This is a genomic window from Coprococcus sp. AF21-14LB (genome assembly GCF_003458885.1).
Lineage (GTDB): Bacteria > Bacillota > Clostridia > Lachnospirales > Lachnospiraceae > UBA9414.
On sequence record NZ_QRVX01000056.1, the window covers coordinates 1 to 13,162 of the forward strand.

Here is a 13,162-nt window from a genome sequence, read left to right on the forward strand (position 1 = left end):
CTGGAGAATGGCGAAAGTCTTGAACCAAATCTTTTCAAAGAAAGTAATAGCCAAGCTAGGTTATACATCCATGCTTGACTATTATCTAGTAGTTTGTGAAAACTAAGGAACCGCCTAGTACTGAACGGTATGCTAGGTGGTGTGAGAGGTCGGCTAATCAATTAATGATTAGCTCCTACTCGATTGGAAAATTTTTGTGGAGCGCTCGGAGCTTTTGAAGTTATTTTTGATGAAATGGGAGAGAGAAAATGGAGTTCTCGGAAACTTCGTGCATTTTATTGTGAAATCTGTATAAAAATAAAATAAAAAATATGTGAAAAAGAAAGAAAGAAGGCGAAAACTCTGAAAGAACTTTCAGTAATGAAAAGATATATTGATAATAATTGCAGAAATGTTATACTGGGCACTAACAAAGGAGGAACGGATATGAACAACATAGAAAGTATTAAAGGAAAATTAATCGTATCCTGTCAGGCGCTTCCGCATGAGCCGCTTCACTCTTCTTTTATCATGGGAAGAATGGCGCTTGCAGCGAAAGAAGGCGGTGCACATGGAATTCGTGCCAACACAAAAGAAGATATTCAGGAAATTCATACACAGGTAGATCTTCCGGTCATTGGAATTGTGAAACGAGATTATGAAGACAGTAAAGTATATATCACACCGACCATGAAAGAGATTGATGAGCTGATGGAAGTCGGCGTGGAGATTATTGCATTGGATGCAACGATCAATACACGGCCGGGTGGAAAGACGCTGACAGAGTTTTATAAGGAAATTCGGGAGAAATATCCGGATCAGCTTCTGATGGCAGACTGTTCTACCGTAGAAGAAATGCTTTATGCAGATGAGCTTGGCTTTGATTTCATTGGAACAACATTAGTTGGCTATACAGAGCAGAGCAAAGGGCTTAAAATCGAACATAATGACTTCGAAATTATTCGCGAAGTATTGGCAAAGGCAAAACATCCTGTTATTGCAGAGGGAAATATTAATACGCCTGAAAAAGTAAAAAGAGTTATTGAACTGGGCGCATACAGCGTAGTGGTCGGCTCCATTATTACAAGACCACAGCTAATTACAAAGAGCTTTGCGGACGTATTAGAATAGACGTACCGCAGCATCTCCGCGATCGGAGAATAGAGAACACATCCACACATTTATTTTATGAAAGGGGTATTTCATTATGGCAAACTTAGAAAAGTACAAAGGCGTGATTCCGGCATTTTATGCATGTTACGATGAAGAAGGAAACATTAGCCCGGAGAGAGTCAGAGCGCTGACAGAGTATCACATCAAAAAAGGTGTAAAAGGTGTTTATGTAAATGGTTCTTCAGGTGAATGTATTTACCAGAGCGTAGAAGACCGTAAAATTACTCTGGAAAATGTTATGGCAGTTGCGAAAGGGAAACTGACGGTGATTGCACACGTTGCATGTAACAATACAAAAGACAGCGTTGAGCTTGCAAAACATGCTGAGAGTTTAGGCGTTGATGCGATTGCAGCGATTCCACCGATTTATTTCAGACTTCCGGAATATGCAATTGCAAAATACTGGAATGATATGAGCGCAGCTGCACCAAACACAGATTTTGTCATTTACAATATTCCTCAGCTTGCAGGTGTGGCTTTAACACAGAATCTGTTTGCGGAAATGCGTAAAAATCCAAGAGTCATTGGCGTAAAGAATTCTTCTATGCCGGTTCAGGATATTCAGATGTTTAAGGCAGCAGCCGGAAATGATTATATCATTTTCAATGGTCCGGACGAGCAGTTTATCAGCGGACGTGTCATTGGAGCAGAAGGAGGAATCGGCGGAACATACGGTGTAATGCCGGAACTCTTCCTGAAAATGGACGAGCTTGTAAAAGCCAATAGACTGGAAGAAGCCCGCGAAGTACAGTATGCAGCAAATGAAGTGATCTATAAAATGTGTTCTGCTCACGGAAATATGTATGGAGTAATCAAAGAGATTCTTCGTATCAATGAAAATCTGGATCTTGGCGGAGTTCGTGAACCGCTCCCACAGTTGATTGAATCAGATTTTGAAATTGCAAAAGAAGCAGCAAAAATGGTGAAAGAAGCAGTTGCAAAGTACTGCTAAGAGGATAGTAAAGTGCAGGGATTTACAACAATTGATTTAATTATTTTAGTCGTTTATCTGGCGGCAGTTCTGTTTGCCGGATTACATTTCTCAAAGAAAGAAATGCAGGGAAAGGAATTCTTTAAAGGTGACGGAACAATTCCGTGGTGGGTGACTTCAGTATCTATTTTTGCTACATTATTAAGCCCGATTTCTTTCTTGTCGTTAGCAGGAAACTCTTATGCAGGTACATGGATCATGTGGTTTGCACAGCTTGGTATGCTTGTGGCAATCCCGATTACCATTAAGTTTTTCCTTCCAATTTATAGTAAATTAGATATTGATACTGCATATCATTATCTTGAGATCCGCTTTAACAGCAAAGGACTTCGCGTGCTTGGTGCGGTTATGTTTATTGTATATCAGATTGGACGTATGTCAATTATTATGTACCTTCCGTCTATGGTATTGGCACAGCTCACGGGAATTAATGTCAATATTTTAATTATTGTTATGGGTGTGATCGCAATCATCTATTCCTATACCGGCGGTCTGAAATCCGTACTTTGGACAGACTTCATCCAGGGTTCCGTACTTCTTGTTGGTGTTACGTTCGCACTGTTCTATCTGGCAGGCGGAATTGACGGAGGTTTTGGCGCAATTTTCCGTTCTATGGGAGAAGGAAAGTTCCTTGCTCCGAATGAACCGATTTTTGATATTAATATTTTAAAAACAAGTGTATTTCTTCTGATTGTTGGTGCAGGATTCAACACATTATCTTCCTACATTTCCAGTCAGGATATTGTACAGAGATTTACGACAACAACAGATACGAAAAAGTTGAATAAAATGATGCTGACAAACGGTGCGCTTTCTATTTTTATCGCAACAGCATTTTACATGATCGGAACAGGACTTCATGTGTTCTATCAGACACAGGGTAATCCGCTTCCGCCGGCAGCACAGCAGGATCAGATTTTTGCATCTTACATTGCTTTTGAACTTCCGGTAGGAATTACGGGACTGCTTCTGGCAGCAATCTATGCTGCAGCACAGTCTACACTTTCCACAGGTCTGAACTCAGTTGCAACAAGCTGGACACTGGATATCCAGGAGCGTCTTTCTAAGAAAGAGTTAAGCTTTAAGACACAGACAAGAATCGCCCAGTTCGTATCGCTTGGCGTTGGTATTTTTGCAATCGCGGTATCAATTATTCTTGCAAACGGAAACATTAAATCTGCATATGAATGGTTTAACGGCTTCATGGGACTGGTACTTGGTATTTTAGGAGGAACATTTATCCTCGGAGCATTTACGAAAGTAGCGAATGCATTTGGCGCTTATGTAGCATTTATCGTAGCATCTGCAGCAATGATCTACATTAAATATATGGTACCGGCAGAAAATGTGTCTATCTGGTCTTATTCTATTATCTCAATTGCAATTTCACTTGTAGTAGGAGTACCTGCAAGTATTCTCTACAGAAAAGTGAAGGGAGATAATGAAAAACCGAAAGCAAATACAACGATTTATCATTCATAGGATTATAAGAGGTGACAAAAATGATTTTCGGAAATATTAAAAATCTGGAAGAATTTGCTTATCTGGAAAAAGGAATTCAGGAATGTTTCGCATACGCAGCAGAGAATGATCTGAAAAGCTTTGAAAAAGGAAGTCATCCGATCGATGGAGAGCGTTTGTTTGTAAATATTGTAGAATATGAGACAACAACACCGGAAAATCGATTCTGGGAAGCGCACAGAGAATATCTGGACGTTCATTTCATGCTTGACGGGGAAGAACAGATTAATCTGAATTTTATTGAAAATATGGAGCAAAAAGAATTTGTTCCGAAAGATGACTTCCTGCCGTTGGAAGGCGCTGCAAATAGTCATGTAATATTAAAAAAGGGTGATTTCCTTGTATGTTATCCTCATGACGGTCATATGACAGCGATTCAGGTGGAAGAACCAAAAAAAGTGAAAAAAGCAATTTTTAAAGTGAGAATTCAATAGGAAATCAAAGGAGAGGCAAACCACAGGTCAGAGGTTTGCCTTTTCGGGCAAAGAAACGGAGGAATCAATGAAGAAATATATTTGTATTGACATTGGTGGAACAGCGATCAAATATGGTATGGTAAATGAAAAGGGAAACATTCTTGAGAGAAAGCAGATGGCGACAGAGGCGTCCAAAGGAGGTCCTGAGATCCTTGCGAAGGCTGTCTCGATTGTCGAGACATTTGTGAGACAAGAAGAAGTCTCAGGAATATGTATTTCCACAGCCGGTATGGTAGATGTGGAGCAGGGGAGTATTTTTTTATTCAGCGCCGCTGATTCCAGACTATATCGGAACAAATTTTAAAAAGACAATGGAAGAGAGATTCCATATCCCTTGCGAAGTGGAAAATGATGTAAACTGTGCCGGCCTGGCGGAAACAAAATCAGGAGCGGCAAAAGGATGTTCGTCTGCTCTTTGTCTTACAATTGGGACAGGAATCGGAGGATGTATTATTATAGATGGAAAAGTTCATCACGGATTTTCCGGAAGCGCCTGTGAAGTTGGTTATATGCACATGTTCGACAGTGATTTTCAGACGTTGGGAGCCAGCAGTATTTTGACGAAAAAGGTGTGTGAGCGCCATTCGGACAAACGGAAATGGAATGGTGTAGAGATTTTTGAGGCTGCAAAGAACAGGGATGAAATTTGTATTCGCGCGATCGATGAAATGTGTGATATACTGGGATATGGGATAGCAAATATCTGTTATGTATTGAATCCGGAGATCGTTGTACTGGGAGGCGGGATTATGGCACAGGAAGAATTTCTGCGTCCGCGCATCCAGAAATCACTGGAGCAGTATCTTCTGCCTAGTATTGCAAAGAAGACAAAGCTTGCTTTTGCAAGTCATCAGAACAACGCCGGAATGCTTGGAGCATTTTATCATTTTCAGGAACGTCATGGAGAAAGTATGAGGTAATCTATGGAATATTTAAAGTCCGTTGTGCCGGTAATCGAGGCAAATTACAAGAAGTTCACAAATGTGGAAAAAACGATTGCAGATTATTTTATTCATAATCAGGAGCGGGGAGATTTTTCTGCCCGTGCTGTGGCAGAACGGCTTTATATTTCAGAGGCATCGCTTTCCAGATTTGCCCAGAAATGCGGCTATAGAGGATATCGGGAATTTATTTATCAATATGAAGAGACATTTGAAGTCCGTAAGGATACGATGGAAGGAAATACGAGAACAATTCTGAATGTGTATCAGGAACTTCTCAATAAGAGTTATAGTCTTGTAGATGAGAAACAGATTGAACATATCAGCAGGATGATTACGAGAGCAAACCGGGTATACATTTGCGGAAAAGGAAGTTCAGGACTGGCAGCCAGGGAAGTGGAAAGCCGTTTTATGAGAATCGGTGTGGATATAGATTCTATTACGGACGGAGACATGATGAAGATGCAGACGGTGTTTCAGGATAAAGGCTGTCTCGCGATCGGAATTTCGATTAGCGGAGAGACGGAAGATATTCTGTATTTTCTTCAGGGAGCCAGAAAAAGAGGGGCGAGAACGATTTTGATCACAGCACAGAAAAGAGAGTCTTTTGAGGAATTCTGTGATGAGGTGGCGGTTGTGCCGTCACTTAAGTATCTGAATTACGGGAATGTTATTTCGCCGCAGTTTCCGATTCTTGTACTTATCGATATTATTTACAGTAAATATGTCGCCCAGAATAAGAACCGGACAGAAGGACTTCACGGAAGTACGCTGGAGGCGCTTCACGCAAAGAAGCCCTTGACAAACACGGGCAGATAGTCTACTATGTCAATCAGATAATATAATTAGAACAGGCAATGAAAAGAAGAAGTAGCAGTCTGAAAAAGCATACAGAAAGTAACCGGGTGATGAGAGGTGCATGGAAAACAGATTGTGAATACATCTTGGAGCTTTACACCGAACCGCTGCAGTTAGTGTCAGCAGACAGAAAACCAGTCAATGACATGAGGCAGTCAGAAGTAGGATGTGACGGAGTTGATACACGTTATCGTATCAGAGTATTGGCAGATACTTATAGAGACGGGCTGTGCGAGCAGTCTGTGAAAGAAAAGGTGGTACCGCGGGAATGTTCCCGCCCTTTCCGAAATGGAGAGGGCGGGTTTTTTGTTATACATTTTGTGGTACGGATAGATCAATTGGCGATTTCTTTTACACAATAAAAATGAGTTGAAGTAGGAGAAATAAAATGGAATTATGGGATTTGTTTGATGAAAACAGAAGGCCCCTGAACCGCAGGCAGAGTCGCCTTGCGCCGAAGGTACATGGAGAGTATCATCTTGTTGCTGTCATCTGTGTAGTAAACAGCAAACATGAAATTCTTCTGACATTGAGACATCCGGAGAAGGAGAAATATCCGAATCTCTGGGAAAATACCGGAGGCTGTATCCAGGCAGGGGAGACGAGCCGCGCAGGAGCCGTAAGGGAATTATTTGAAGAGACAGGAATCCGTGCAGAGGAAGAAGAACTTCAATTTCTGGAAACGCAGAAGGAAGAGTATTCTATTATCGATTTTTATTTCCTGAGACGTGATGTGGCGATTTCAGAAATCGTGCTTCAGGATATGGAAACAGTAGGTGCGAAATGGGTAACGCTTGAAGAACTTCATCGCATGGGGAAAGACGGTCTGATTGCAGGACCGATCTACAGGAGAATCCAGTCTCTCGGAAAACGATTTGAAACATGGGTCCTCGGTGAGCAGAAAGAACAAGCGGATAGAATTTCCCTTGCTGCCAGAGGAGGTGCCTGTTGTGAAGCCTGAAAAGATTATTATTATCGGAGCAAGCGGAAGCGGTAAATCTACCGTCGCAAGGCAGCTGAGTGCCTGGTGGGATATTCCCGTCGTACATTTGGATAAACTTTCCTGGAAAGAAGGGTGGATCAGGGCTTCCAATGAAGAGTTTGACAGCCTTGTAGAGCAGGAACTTGCAAAAGACAAGTGGATCATGGACGGGAATTTTCCGCGTACATTAAAGCGCAGGATGGATGCCTGTGATACGGTAATCTATCTTGATTATCCGCTGTGGTTTTGTATTTTTCGCGTATTGAAGCGAGTAATAAAAAATTATGGAAAGCCGCGTCCGGATATGAATCCCGGATGTCCGGAGAAGTTTGATCCGGGATTTCTAAAACGCATCTGGAATTTTAACAGAGAGAGGCGTGACAATTATTATCGCTATATTGCAGAACAGAAAGATACGAACATCATTATTTTAAGAAATCAGAAAGAATGCGATCGTTTTCTTACATCGGTGCGTTCTGAAATGAAATAAGAATAAGGAAGGAAAAGAAAAATGAAGATTTATGAAGAACTTCAGGCCCGCGGTCTGATCGCGCAGGTAACAGATGAGGAAGAGATCAGAGAACTGATCAATAATGGAAAGGCAACATTTTACATTGGATTTGACCCGACGGCAGATAGCCTTCATGTAGGACATTTTATGGCGCTTTGTCTTATGAAACGTCTGCAGATGGCCGGAAATAAGCCGATCGCTCTTATCGGTGGAGGAACAGGATACATCGGAGATCCATCCGGAAGAACAGATATGCGTTCTATGATGACGCCGGAACAAATTCAGCATAACTGTGATTGCTTCAAAGAACAGATGAGCAAATTTATTGATTTTTCTGAAGGAAAAGCATTGATGGTGAATAACGCGGACTGGCTTTTGGACCTGAATTATATTGATCTGCTCCGTGAAGTTGGACCGCATTTCTCAGTGAATCGTATGCTGACAGCAGAGTGCTACAAACAGCGTATGGAAAGAGGATTAAGCTTCCTGGAATTCAACTACATGATCATGCAGAGCTATGATTTCTACGCATTATTCCAGAAATACGGATGTAATCTGCAGTTCGGAGGAGATGATCAGTGGAGCAATATGCTTGGCGGAACAGAACTCATTCGTCGTAAACTTGGTAAAAATGCATGTGCAATGACAATTACACTGCTTCTGAATTCAGAAGGAAAGAAAATGGGTAAAACACAGTCTGGTGCAGTTTGGCTTGATCCGAACAAAACATCTCCGTTTGAATTCTACCAGTACTGGAGAAATGTGGCAGATGCAGACGTTCTGAAATGTATCCGTATGCTAACATTCCTTCCGCTTGAAGAAATCGATGAGATGGATAAATGGGAAGGAAGCCAGTTAAATAAAGCGAAAGAAATTCTTGCATTTGAGCTTACAAAACTGGTTCACGGCGAAGAAGAGGCAGCAAAAGCACAGGAAAGCGCAAGAGCATTATTCAGCGCCGGAAATGCAGCTAACATGCCGACAGCTGAACTTAGCGAGGAAGATTTTACAGACGGCTCTATCGATATTATCACATTGCTTCAGAAGAGCGGACTTGTTCCGAGTAAATCAGAAGGAAGACGTGCAGTAGAACAGGGCGGCGCATCTGTAAATGGCGAGAAAGTAACAGATATTCGCGCTGCATTTGGAAAAGATGCCTTTGCAGAAGATTTTATCTTAAAGCGCGGTAAGAAAAATTTCAGAAAGATTGTGTTGAAATAATAGATTTATCTGAAACAGTTTTCGGTTTGCAGAATGAGAAAGGGCGTGATGATATGCTGCCGACAAGAGAAGAAGCAGAGCAGTTTGTCCGTGAATCCGAGGAAATCCACCCGGGACCGTGGGGAGACCATTGCCGGGTTGCAGCGTGGTGTGCAGAACGGATTGCAGAACACTGTGAAGGAATGGATGCGGAAAAAGCTTATATTGTAGGACTATTTCACGATATTGGCCGGAGAATTACTGTTGGAACACATTTTAAGCATATCATTGACGGTTATCGATGCATGATGGAGCATGGATGGGATGAGGCGGCAAGAATTTGCATGACACATTCCTTTCAGATTAAGGGAATTCACACATACATTGGAAATATAGATGTTCCTCCGGAAGATGCAGAAGAAGTAGAAGCATATCTAACATCCGTTGAATATGATGATTACGATCTGCTCATCCAGCTCTGTGACGCGCTGGCGCTTCCGGAGGGGCCTGTGGCGATGGAGAAGCGGATCGCAGATATTACAAAGCGATATGGAAGTTATCCGGAAGAGAAACGAAAACGATGCTATGAGCTTCGCGACTATTTTGAAAAGAAGATGGGAAAGAACCTGTATGAGGTTCTCGGGATTATGAAAGGAGAAAAAACAATGTCATTTCAGGAAGTATCAATTGAAGAGTTACAGATGAATCCATTTACAAAGATCGGAAAAGAATGGATGTTAATCACAGCAGGAAATGAAGAAAAACACAACACAATGACAGCGAGCTGGGGCGGTGTTGGAGTTCTCTGGGGCAAAAATGTTGTGACAGCGTATATTCGTCCACAGCGTTACACGAAAGAGTTTGTAGATGCACAGGATGTGTTTACATTAAGCTTTTTTGGGGATAACTGTCGGGAAGCGCTTACTCTCTGTGGAAAAGTTTCCGGAAAAGACAGGGATAAGATCAAAGAAGCAGGATTAACACCATATTATGTGGATGGAACAACTGCATTTGAAGAGGCGGAGTTAGTGTTTGTCTGCCGCAAACTGTATGCAGATGAGATTCGTTCTGAGAAATTCATCGACAAAGATGCAGATGAGAATTGCTATCCGCAGAAAGATTACCATACAATGTATATTGCGGAAATCACAAAGGTACTTGTGAAGAAATAAGAGGAAGATGTGATAAAAGAGATTCACGCAAAGGATGTGGTTCAAGTGAAACTAAATAAATTGATGCTGATAAATTGTATTTTAGCAGTTTTATTGTTATTTATCGGATTGTGGATTCAGTTTTATGGACAGACATTTCCGGATGAGAATCATTTGATTATGGAGATGATAAGTATACTGTTTCGCTGTCAGCTACTATTGATGCTTGCCAATATTGTTTATGATATTTATCAGGTAAAAAGAAAACATGTTACATTTCCAACGATACATATCGTACTGTATCCGGCATGTGGATTTGCTGTGTTATATGCATATTTTATATTTGCGTGGACATATAGTATTGTGATGGGCGGATTTCATCAAAATTAAGAATGCATAGAAAAGACCATAAAGGCTGCTGCAAAATGAGAACTTGAAAAAACATTTTGCAGCAGCTTTTTTCTAAAATTTTAAATACTGCACGGAATATCCAGGAAGTTCCAGACTTCCATTCATTGCTATTTCTTTATCTGTAATCAGATCTACTACAGTGCCGTTTAGCTCCTGATGGTATGCCGTAAAAGGAGTTTTAGAAGCATTCAAAGCTACGAAAATGCGTTCGTGATCTGTCGTTCGCTCGAAGATGAGCTGATGATTCTGGATGATAATATTCCGATAGGAACCGTTGCAGAGAGCATCACTGTCCTGACGAATATGAGTCAGATTCTTCAGAAATTCCGTCAGCGAATTTGGCTTTGGCGCATCAAAACAAGGGCGGAGAGCGAAATCGTTGTCAGGAGCTTTCATACCTTCTTCACCCCATTCGCTTCCATAATAAATACATGGAATTCCCGGCATTCCGAAGAGTATGCCATAGACAAGCGGCAAATGTGCCGGATTCTTCAAAATGCTGGCAAGTCTTGTTACATCATGGTTATCTGCAAAAGTCATTAAATGTTTGCCGCGATAAATACACCATTGCTCCGGACCGAACTGGCGGTTTAAAGAATGAGCAATTTCGAAGAGATTCATATCATTAAAACTGGAGTACAGCCCTTTATAACATTCATAGTTGGTGCAGCTATGGAGCATTTCATCATTGACAATTAGATTATAATCCCCAAATAAAACTTCACCGATAAGAGCAAAATCTGGTTTTAATTCTTTTGTAAAAGAACAGAGACGTTTCATAAAATTTCGATCAAGGCTATAAGCGACATCCAGGCGCAGACCATCAATGTCGAACATTTCTACCCAGCTTTTTACACAGTCTAATAGATAATCTGTAACGGCAGGATTCTGTAGATTAAGTTTGACCAGTTCAAAATGTCCTTCCCAGCCCTCGTACCAGAAACCATCATTGTAACAGCTGTTACCGTCAAAATGGATATAAAACCAGTCTTTGTACGGAGAGTCCCATTTCTTTTCCAGTACGTCCTGAAATGCCCAGAAACCTCGCCCGACGTGGTTAAAAACGCCATCCAGAACGATTCGGATTCCATGTGCGTGAAGTGTCTCACAGATATTTCGGAAATCATCGTTTGTACCGAGACGACAGTCTATTCTCAAAAAATCTCTTGTGTCGTATCCGTGATGATCCGATTCAAATACGGGATTCAAAAGTACGGCATTGATGCCGAGAGATTCAAGGTAATCGGTCCAGTCGCCAAGTTTTTTTATGCGCGGTACAGTAATTCCATCGTTGGAAGTTGGTGCGCCGCAAAATCCGATTGGATAAATTTGATAAAAGATACTATGATAAGCCCACATAATTGGTTCTCCTTTAAAGATAGTATTTTGATGTTGTTTCCAAAATCATGGGAAATATGCGGTCGTTTATGCCGCATATCAGTATTATAACATGAGAAGGGAGAGAAAAGGCGGGAAATTTAGGAAGATACCACCATAAAACCTGATACCCTGCGCCATACGATAGTAGATGAAGCTGTGGAGCTTTTAACATCTATGTCAGATACCGAAATAAAAAGAAACGAGAGGTGAAATTTATTGCCTAGTTTTCAGGAGTTTTCAGAGAAAAATTTAGTAGAATTTTAGTGGGTAAAAATCAAGAAAATGGTTGACATAAATAGAGAAAGATAATATACTAAGGAAGTATGACATGAGAAGAAACGGTTTACACCAAAGCCCCGGAGTAAGCTGCTTTCATAATAAATCACATTTATAATAGTAAAAGTAGATAATTAATATCAGGAGGTCAACCAATGAAAACTTACATGGCTAATCCAGACAAAATTGAAAGAAAATGGTATGTAGTTGATGCAGAAGGCCAGACATTAGGACGTCTTGCTTCTGAAGTAGCAAAAGTTTTAAGAGGAAAAAATAAACCAGAATATACACCACACGTTGATACAGGTGATTATGTAATCGTTGTTAACGCTGAAAAAATCGCTGTAACAGGTAAGAAATTAGATCAGAAGATTTACTACAATCACTCTGAGTATGTAGGCGGAATGAAAGAGACTACATTAAAAGAGATGATGGCTAAGAAACCAGAGAAAGTTATCGAACTTGCTGTAAAAGGAATGCTCCCAAAAGGACCTTTAGGAAGAGCAATGATCAAAAAACTTCATGTTTACGCTGGAGCAGAGCATGCTCATCAGGCACAGAAACCAGAAGTTTTAACATTTTAATCAGGTAAGTTTGAGAGGAGGAAATTACAGTGGCTAACGCAAAATTCTACGGAACAGGAAGAAGAAAAAAATCAATCGCAAGAGTATATTTAGTACCTGGAACAGGAAATATCACAATTAATAAAAGAAGCATTGACGAATATTTAGGATTAGAGACATTAAAACTTATCGTTCGTCAGCCATTAGTTGCTACAGAAACAGCAGATAAATTTGACGTAATCGTTAACGTACGCGGCGGTGGATACACAGGACAGGCTGGTGCTATCCGTCATGGTATTTCAAGAGCATTACTTCAGGCAGACGCTGAATACAGACCAGTTCTGAAGAAAGCTGGATTCTTAACTCGTGACCCACGTATGAAAGAACGTAAAAAATACGGTCTCAAAGCAGCTCGTAGAGCACCACAGTTCTCTAAACGTTAATCATACGTTTCAGAACGTACAATTTCAAAAAGATTTTTCGACTCCTCAGAACTTCGGTTCTGGGGAGTTTTTGTGTGTATTTTATTATATAGCAATGGTATAATTCATAAGGGAAGTATCAGATTCAGAGCAGATAAAAAGAGCAGTTCTGAATTAACAGGAACTGCTCTGAATGTGATTCTTTCCAATTGTACCAGGCCGCGGACGGGTCAGCCAGTCTGTGTATGGGGAAAGTATCTTCTCTGCCTGGTGAAAATGCTGAGGTTTTGAAGAAACTCACCGATATAAAAAGGTGATTTTTGTACA

General features: G+C 40.9%; 14 protein-coding genes and 2 pseudogenes. 15 read left to right on the forward strand and 1 reads right to left on the reverse strand.

Annotation, left to right across the window (positions count from 1 at the left end; all coding sequences use genetic code 11):
• The first annotated feature begins 426 nt into the window (after positions 1-426).
• The 13 genes and pseudogenes from DWX73_RS11325 (at position 427) to DWX73_RS11380 (ending at position 10,173) form a co-directional block, all read left to right on the forward strand.
• Positions 427-1,110, forward strand: coding sequence for an N-acetylmannosamine-6-phosphate 2-epimerase (locus DWX73_RS11325; protein ID WP_118348863.1), 684 nt, complete (start codon positions 427-429; stop codon positions 1,108-1,110).
• 76 nt (positions 1,111-1,186) lie between these two features.
• Positions 1,187-2,104 carry a dihydrodipicolinate synthase family protein gene (locus DWX73_RS11330; RefSeq protein WP_118348864.1) on the forward strand — a complete coding sequence of 306 codons (918 nt, stop codon included), beginning with the start codon at positions 1,187-1,189 and terminating at the stop codon, positions 2,102-2,104.
• A 12-nt stretch (positions 2,105-2,116) separates the two neighbouring features.
• Positions 2,117-3,625 carry a sodium:solute symporter gene (locus tag DWX73_RS11335; RefSeq protein WP_118348865.1) on the forward strand — a complete coding sequence of 503 codons (1,509 nt, stop codon included), beginning with the start codon at positions 2,117-2,119 and terminating at the stop codon, positions 3,623-3,625.
• Positions 3,626-3,645: 20 nt separating this feature from the next.
• Positions 3,646-4,098, forward strand: coding sequence for a YhcH/YjgK/YiaL family protein (locus DWX73_RS11340; protein WP_118348866.1), 453 nt, complete (start codon positions 3,646-3,648; stop codon positions 4,096-4,098).
• A 67-nt stretch (positions 4,099-4,165) separates the two neighbouring features.
• Positions 4,166-5,060: pseudogene (locus DWX73_RS11345) on the forward strand (ROK family protein).
• A gap of 3 nt (positions 5,061-5,063) precedes the next feature.
• Positions 5,064-5,900, forward strand: coding sequence for a MurR/RpiR family transcriptional regulator (locus DWX73_RS11350; RefSeq protein ID WP_118348867.1), 837 nt, complete (start codon positions 5,064-5,066; stop codon positions 5,898-5,900).
• Positions 5,901-5,938: 38 nt separating this feature from the next.
• Entirely contained in the window at positions 5,939-6,301 is a 363-nt protein-coding gene (locus tag DWX73_RS15810) for a hypothetical protein (protein ID WP_118348868.1), read from the forward strand.
• A gap of 26 nt (positions 6,302-6,327) precedes the next feature.
• The gene (locus tag DWX73_RS11360) at positions 6,328-6,900 is read left to right on the forward strand and encodes an NUDIX hydrolase (RefSeq protein WP_118348869.1); all 573 of its coding nucleotides are present in this window, start codon (positions 6,328-6,330) and stop codon (positions 6,898-6,900) included.
• Positions 6,890-7,411 carry a topology modulation protein gene (locus DWX73_RS11365; RefSeq protein ID WP_118348870.1) on the forward strand — a complete coding sequence of 174 codons (522 nt, stop codon included), beginning with the start codon at positions 6,890-6,892 and terminating at the stop codon, positions 7,409-7,411. The genes DWX73_RS11360 and DWX73_RS11365 overlap by 11 nt, the downstream gene beginning before the upstream one ends.
• Positions 7,412-7,432: 21 nt before the next feature.
• On the forward strand, positions 7,433-8,653 hold the full coding sequence (gene tyrS, locus DWX73_RS11370; RefSeq protein WP_118348871.1) for a tyrosine--tRNA ligase: 1,221 nt from the start codon (positions 7,433-7,435) through the stop codon (positions 8,651-8,653).
• A 53-nt stretch (positions 8,654-8,706) separates the two neighbouring features.
• Positions 8,707-9,114, forward strand: a pseudogene (locus DWX73_RS15625) (HDOD domain-containing protein); the annotation flags it as partial.
• A 183-nt stretch (positions 9,115-9,297) separates the two neighbouring features.
• The gene (locus DWX73_RS15630) at positions 9,298-9,804 is read left to right on the forward strand and encodes a flavin reductase (RefSeq protein ID WP_199413558.1); all 507 of its coding nucleotides are present in this window, start codon (positions 9,298-9,300) and stop codon (positions 9,802-9,804) included.
• A 9-nt stretch (positions 9,805-9,813) separates the two neighbouring features.
• Positions 9,814-10,173, forward strand: coding sequence for a hypothetical protein (locus DWX73_RS11380; protein WP_118348872.1), 360 nt, complete (start codon positions 9,814-9,816; stop codon positions 10,171-10,173).
• Positions 10,174-10,245: 72 nt separating this feature from the next.
• On the opposite strand, the gene DWX73_RS11385 is transcribed toward DWX73_RS11380, so the two are convergent.
• A complete protein-coding gene (locus DWX73_RS11385; protein ID WP_118348873.1) occupies positions 10,246-11,553 on the reverse strand; it encodes an alpha-amylase family glycosyl hydrolase in 1,308 nt (435 codons plus the stop codon).
• Between the two features lie 452 nt (positions 11,554-12,005).
• Here DWX73_RS11385 and rplM point away from each other — a divergent pair, with 452 nt between their 5' ends.
• Complete coding sequence (gene rplM / locus DWX73_RS11390) at positions 12,006-12,434, forward strand: 50S ribosomal protein L13 (protein ID WP_118348874.1); 429 nt, start codon at positions 12,006-12,008, stop codon at positions 12,432-12,434.
• Between the two features lie 29 nt (positions 12,435-12,463).
• Entirely contained in the window at positions 12,464-12,856 is a 393-nt protein-coding gene (rpsI, locus tag DWX73_RS11395; RefSeq protein ID WP_118348875.1) for a 30S ribosomal protein S9, read from the forward strand.
• The last annotated feature ends 306 nt before the right edge of the window (positions 12,857-13,162 follow it).